Origin of the sequence: Microcoleus sp. PH2017_09_SFU_O_A (assembly GCF_020738625.1) — a bacterium.
GTDB lineage: Bacteria > Cyanobacteriota > Cyanobacteriia > Cyanobacteriales > Microcoleaceae > Microcoleus.
On the sequence record NZ_JAEQCF010000168.1, the window covers coordinates 1 to 5710 of the forward strand.

Annotated in this window: 7 protein-coding genes; 3 read left to right on the forward strand and 4 right to left on the reverse strand. The window is 40.1% G+C overall.

Features of this window, described 5'->3' with window-relative positions; translation table 11 throughout:
* On the forward strand, positions 1-530 hold a 530-nt coding region (locus tag JGK16_RS32240), incomplete at its 5' end, for a pentapeptide repeat-containing protein (protein ID WP_293193957.1).
* Between the two features lie 120 nt (positions 531-650).
* Here JGK16_RS32240 and JGK16_RS32245 read toward each other — a convergent pair.
* The gene (locus tag JGK16_RS32245; protein WP_293186107.1) at positions 651-1478 is read right to left on the reverse strand and encodes a hypothetical protein; all 828 of its coding nucleotides are present in this window, start codon (positions 1476-1478) and stop codon (positions 651-653) included.
* On the opposite strand from JGK16_RS32245, the gene JGK16_RS32250 reads away from it, so the two are divergent.
* Positions 1471-1944: a pentapeptide repeat-containing protein gene (locus JGK16_RS32250; protein WP_293193955.1), complete on the forward strand. Its 474-nt coding sequence runs from the start codon at positions 1471-1473 to the stop codon at positions 1942-1944. The genes JGK16_RS32245 and JGK16_RS32250 overlap by 8 nt on opposite strands.
* Before the next feature lie 142 nt (positions 1945-2086).
* Here the strand turns inward: JGK16_RS32250 and JGK16_RS32255 are convergent, their stop codons facing one another.
* Together JGK16_RS32255 and JGK16_RS32260 are read right to left on the reverse strand one after the other, a co-directional pair.
* The gene (locus tag JGK16_RS32255) at positions 2087-3748 is read right to left on the reverse strand and encodes a DNA/RNA non-specific endonuclease (RefSeq protein WP_293203591.1); all 1662 of its coding nucleotides are present in this window, start codon (positions 3746-3748) and stop codon (positions 2087-2089) included.
* Entirely contained in the window at positions 3724-3987 is a 264-nt protein-coding gene (locus JGK16_RS32260) for a hypothetical protein (RefSeq protein ID WP_293203592.1), read from the reverse strand. Before JGK16_RS32260 ends, JGK16_RS32255 begins: the two co-directional genes overlap by 25 nt.
* A gap of 158 nt (positions 3988-4145) precedes the next feature.
* Here JGK16_RS32260 and JGK16_RS32265 point away from each other — a divergent pair, with 158 nt between their 5' ends.
* Positions 4146-5105, forward strand: a complete 960-nt coding sequence (locus JGK16_RS32265; RefSeq protein WP_293186977.1) for a pentapeptide repeat-containing protein — start codon at positions 4146-4148, stop codon at positions 5103-5105.
* A 35-nt stretch (positions 5106-5140) separates the two neighbouring features.
* Here JGK16_RS32265 and JGK16_RS32270 read toward each other — a convergent pair whose 3' ends face one another.
* Complete coding sequence (locus tag JGK16_RS32270) at positions 5141-5644, reverse strand: hypothetical protein (RefSeq protein WP_293193949.1); 504 nt, start codon at positions 5642-5644, stop codon at positions 5141-5143.
* Positions 5645-5710 lie beyond the last annotated feature (66 nt).

Consider the following 5710-nt stretch of genomic DNA (forward strand, 5'->3'; position numbering starts at 1 on the left):
TGGCTATTCCTATGGAGTTTAATTCAAGGCGACTGAAGTCGCAGCCGCTTTCCTCCCCATGTCTAAAGCCAGGGGCTTCTCGCTCGTTTTTTGGTGAAAGAGAGTTTCAGGATATAATTTTGCATGAAGTCGATCTCAGTAATGTTAGTTTATCTGGCGTTAATTTTTTGTGGCAAACTCGCTTCAGCCACGTAAATTTGGTCGGAGCTAAATTGACTGATTGTAATTTTGGTGGCATTAAACGTATTGTTTTTAGTGACATGAGGAATACCAATTTAAGTAACTGCGAATGGCGCGATTCTCAAATAATTTACTGCGATCTTAGAGGTGCATATTTGGGATTGCTTGATATGTATGCTCCTGATTTTACAGGAAGTAATCTTGAGGGTATTCAAAATTTTTTTGGTGTCGAAGAAGATATGTATTTCTGTAACACCACTTGGGTAAGTGGAGAATTTATCCCCGGACCAATCAATTCTAGTGAACGTTGGATAGAACGCCCGCAAAAGATTAGGAATGATAGATTTTGAAGAAGTTGCCATGTGAATATATCGGTTGAATAAAATAGGACTTACGCAGAGCATTGAGGGAACAGTCATTTTTTGAACATTTTTCAAAATAGTTCTGCGTAAATCCCAAGCGAGTTGGACTTAGGGAGGTGGAAACTGGAAATCGCTTTGTTGTTTAATTCGATTCCGAACATCTTCAGGAAGATTTGACAAAAAGTTAAAAACCTTGTCAGAACCCTGAGTATTCAGAAGACTTTCAAGCTGATTAATAGAAATCTTCCATGTATTTGGTCTTCGCCATTGTTCAGCACTTGTTATGGGATCGCGGCTTTCACCTAACAGTTGATTAAGTGGATTCGGGACTGCTGGTTGCCCGATCCAGTTCGTGTAAGGTTCTGGTATGTTGGGCGTAATGTACGTGTAACTGCCAAGAATATCTTGTACCCCAAGATTTGATTTGTTGGAAACCAAGATTGTTTTCCATGTCCATCCAGGAATCCGAATTCCGTTAGCTTCTAAATTTGTGGGATTTGTATTTCCCTGATTTTGTGCTTCCGTAAGTGCTTCAGGTGCTCTAGTTTTTGGCTGAACCGACCAATTCTGTTCTTTAGTATCAAAAACACCAGCAGTAATATCAAGTTTTTTGTTGTAATCAAAAATTAGCTGGTCAACTAATCCTGATTCTATTGCAGACCATGCAGGCGAAATGTCTGGGTCTAAGCTACCTGTGTTATTGCGGAAACCAACAAAATGTAGCGGCGAGTTGAAAACAGATCCTTGATTGCGGATTAACTTGCCCGTACTATCATAAAGTTTACCCTCCTTTCCGATAGAACCGCCCTTCTCCAAATCGAGTTGTACCATTGAGGCAAATAAAACATCTGCGGCTGCCTCAGCAAAACCCGAATTGTAAAGTGACGATGCTATTGTTGATTGTGTAAATAGATGCAGGAGTCGAGTTATGGACAAAGAAAGTATTGCTGTAGAAGAATTACTCAGACGATATGTGGCTGGCGATCGAGATTTTAGAAACATCATTTTAGAGTATGCTGACTTGAGCGGGGTTGAACTGCAAAATATCGACTTGAGTGATGCTCAATTTAACTATGTCAATTTGAGCCGACTCAATTTGCATAGGTGCGAGTTGGGTTCGGCTCAATTTTGGTACTGTAACTTTACAGAAGCTAGAATCACCTCAAGTCATTTGCAATACAGTAGGTTTTTTGACTGTGACTTGAGAGAATTTAACAGTAGTAGATGCGACATAAGCTCGGTTAATTTTACTAGAGTCAATTTACAAGGTGCGAAGCTTGGGGGCTTTGGCGAAGACCCTTGTAACTACTGGGACGTTATTCGCCATGACGGAGTTTTTATTTCTGGTTTCACTTCCAATCTGTATCGCTCTTCCTGTAGCAATACTAACAGGGAAGTATGAGATTATAATAATATCCTAAAAAGTTATGAGAGTATGATTACTTCTGGGCTAAACGGAACTTCCTCCTGTAATGCCAAGTTCCGTTTAGCCCAGAAGTAAAATGTTAAGAAGGAGGAGAATATCTCCCTTGATTCTTCAGAGCTTACTGAATATCTTCTGGCAGATTTGACAGGAAATCAAACTTAAAGTCATAGTTACGAACTTTGTTACGTTCGTTAAGAATCTTTGTGAGTTCTGGAAGAGTAACTCGCCAAGTATCTGGGTTCCTCCAATCCGTTTTCTTTATGTTACTGCGAACGCTGTCCAAAAAGGGAGAAAACATATCATTGTTAAGCGGATTAGCAATCCCATCTAAGGATACATTATTCCAATTTGGTTCTGCTATGTTAGGCGTCATATATGCGAAAGCTTCTATGTTTGACGAAGTAACATCAACTCCTGGTTGTTCCACAGCCATGATTGTTTTCCACGTCCATCTAGGGATGTGAATTTGTCGGTTTGACAAATTGCTAGGGCTTGTATTTCCCTGATTGATCAACTCTCCATTGAAAAGGTCATCAAGCAACTCAGGAACATTCGTTTTCTTTTGAGTATTTGGATTGTTGCCGATAGCCCCAGCAAAAATGTAGAGCTCTTGCCCCTGATTGGCTCTTTCATCTACCACTTTATCTTCAATATTGAACCAAGCAGAAGTCTCATCTGGATTATCGCTGTCTCCAAAGAAACGATTATTATCCATTGACTGGGCAATCAAATTGGTTGTTAAGTACGTTGCTAATTGGTCTTTGGGATGTCTTCTTCTATCTCTGTCAGGAGACAAATGACCTCGATCCATTCCTAAGCCCGTAAAGATATTTCCATCATAGGTAGACAAGCCACTAGCGAATAAATCGGGATCGGCTATAAACTCAGGTCTTTTTATTAACCCATTGGGTAACTCTCCCGGCTGTGTTTTTGGTCTTGTCACCCATGTTTTGTCTACTTTCCAACCAACCCAGTTGGCAATTTTAGTATCAGCATTGTAAGAAACCGCGTACTGTGGTTTTTCAAGCAGCAAGTTGTTTTTATATGTACTGTTGCTAGGATTCCATCTAGCTTGAGTGGGATTACCAAATTTGAGATGCTCGCTCTTGAAGAAAACATTATCTATGTAAACGGAGTCACCGCCGTCTAAAGAAAAAGTTATTTTCGCTGACTTTCCTCGGAAATCTGCTATTTCTAAATCAGTGAGGTTTAACTTAAGTTGGAAGGTTTCAAATCCTTTTCTGCCAAACCCAATCTTATTTTCAATGTCTGAATAGATGTTCTTAATAGACTCGGTGTTATTGTTGTTGGCTGCATCAATTTGAAAGTTTGCATCTTGTGCCAGATTGATGATTACATTTTTACTTTGTCCATCTATCGTTTCAAGCTTGACATTTAGTGTTCCGCTTTGAGTGGGAGCAAAAACATCAAATCGTAAATTTCCCCAATCCGGTACGACAAAGGGATTGTGCGTGATGCTGTCGCCTGTACCTAATTTTAGAGCATAATTGATTGAACCCGAATTAGACCCTACTACAGGGTTAGATAAAGTAGTAATGCTGTTCCGATTCACCAAGGAGCTTTGCAACACAGACTTATTATCGCCATTGTACAAAGACCAACCAGGAATGGGTTGCGAATCTAGTTGAGCCGCTACAGCATCAAAATTCCCATTAAACAAAGTAGGAACCGCATAATCACCCCGCATCCTAGCTGAGTAAGTATTATCTTCTAACACCGAAACCCGATTATTCTTCAAATAATTCTCAAAGTTAGCCAACTCATTTTTAGTCTTCTTCCCACCATCAAAATAAGGTCGTGAGCTTTAGTATCGCCATGAGTTAAACTGGCATTCGTGTGCTCAGGAGTGTACCAAGTCTTAGTAACATCAGCAATATTATTTTCAGCCAAATCACCTAAGCGACGGTAAATTGTTTCGCCATTCTCCGAAGGAAACTGACTTTCATTGAGATTAGCAGTTCCCGCATACCAAGCCAAAGCAGCCCGATGGTCGGTCATTAGGAAGAGTAAACTCCTCAGAAGAACCAGCCTTACTACCTCCATTCCAAGTCCAGGTACCATTCTTCCATTGAGCAGTCAGGATACGATTCCGATTGTAATCTTGTCTGGCTCACGATCTGCTATTATTAATATGTAAATATCTTCAGAAAAAGGTTATGAATAACGAAGAATATCTCGAATGGGAAGAAGAAGCCGAAGAAGTTATTCCGCTTCTATCTCTCAACAACCATCACCCAGAGATGGCTGGTAGGGAGGTGGTCGATTTATATAAAGATGGATGGAGAGACTATTCCTCGATCAATTTAGAAGGAACTCTCATCGAGCATGAATACCTAATTGAGATCGACCTAAGTGGCTCTGATTTACACTCAAGTATTTTGAAGGGGTGCGATCTGAGCGGTGCTAATTTGAGTAACGCGAATCTTGAAAATGCTCACTTGAGTAGCGTTTGTTTAGTAGGGGCAAATCTTAGCAATGCAAATCTGGCTAATGTTAATTTATGGAATGCTGACCTGAGCGATGCTAATTTGGAAAATGCTAACTTAAACAATGCAAACCTGTCTAATACCAACTTAATTGGCACAAATTTTAGCGCTGCTAAATGGGAGAATATTAACACTGACGCTGCGTTATTTTGTCATACTATTATGCCAGATGGTAGCCATAAAAGCGATCCAGTTAGAGTCATGGAAACTCAGGAATTGCTTCGGCGCTACGCTGCTGGAGAAAGAAGGTTTGAGGGCATAGTTTTATATCGGGCTGACCTTAGAGGTGTCGATTTACATAACATCATTATGCCTAATGCCCACTTAGCTAATGCTAACTTAAGCGGTGCCAATTTGCAAGAGTCCTGCTTGACGAATGTTAACTTTAGGGGTACTGATTTGAGCGGTGCTAATCTTAAAAATTCTTGTCTAGATTCTGCGGATTTAAGCTATGCCAACTTAAAGGGTGCTAATTTATTGACATTGGATATGAATGGTGTCAATTTCACAGACGCTAATCTACTTAGTGCTAAAATCTTTTTCTCTCAAACTGGCCGATTTCGCAATACAATTTTACCAAATGGAGAAGTTATCGTTGGTCCTAACATATATCCTTCAAATCAGAGATGAGTTTTTCGTCTGATTTGAAGGATGGTTGAGAGAATTTAGATAATTGGATATAACTGATCTTTGAGATAAGTCCGAATGTTATCAGGAAGACTAGACAAAAAGTTTATCTTTCTACCTCCTCTGCCATCAATCAGCTTTTCAAGCTGCTTAATTGTGAGCTGCCAAGTAGCAGGATTACGCCATTCAACTGCATTTTGGATATCCGGCAGAGTCGCAGTTAGTCCTAGCTCAGCTTGAATTTCATTAAAGGGGTGAGGTATGGGCTGCCCAGTAAGAGGCCAATTAGCAAATGGTTCGGTTTTATTAGGTGTCAAAAATGTATACACTTTCGTGTTTTGATTGATATCTGGTATGCCTTGACCAGGGCGATCCATAATTAGAAGCGTTTTCCAAGTCCATCCAGGAATGTTAATTCCTTTTTGCTGAAAAGCTTCAGAATTTGTGTATCCTCGAGCAATTTCATCAGGATGAGCATTACTTCGCTTCTGTGAATTCCAATCTGTACCATAGGGCTTGCTGAATAATTGATTGCCAACCAAGAGCAGGAGCGATCAATATATTCAAGCTTGGTTAAAGATAAGTTTTTTCTGTATCGAGTCGCCCCA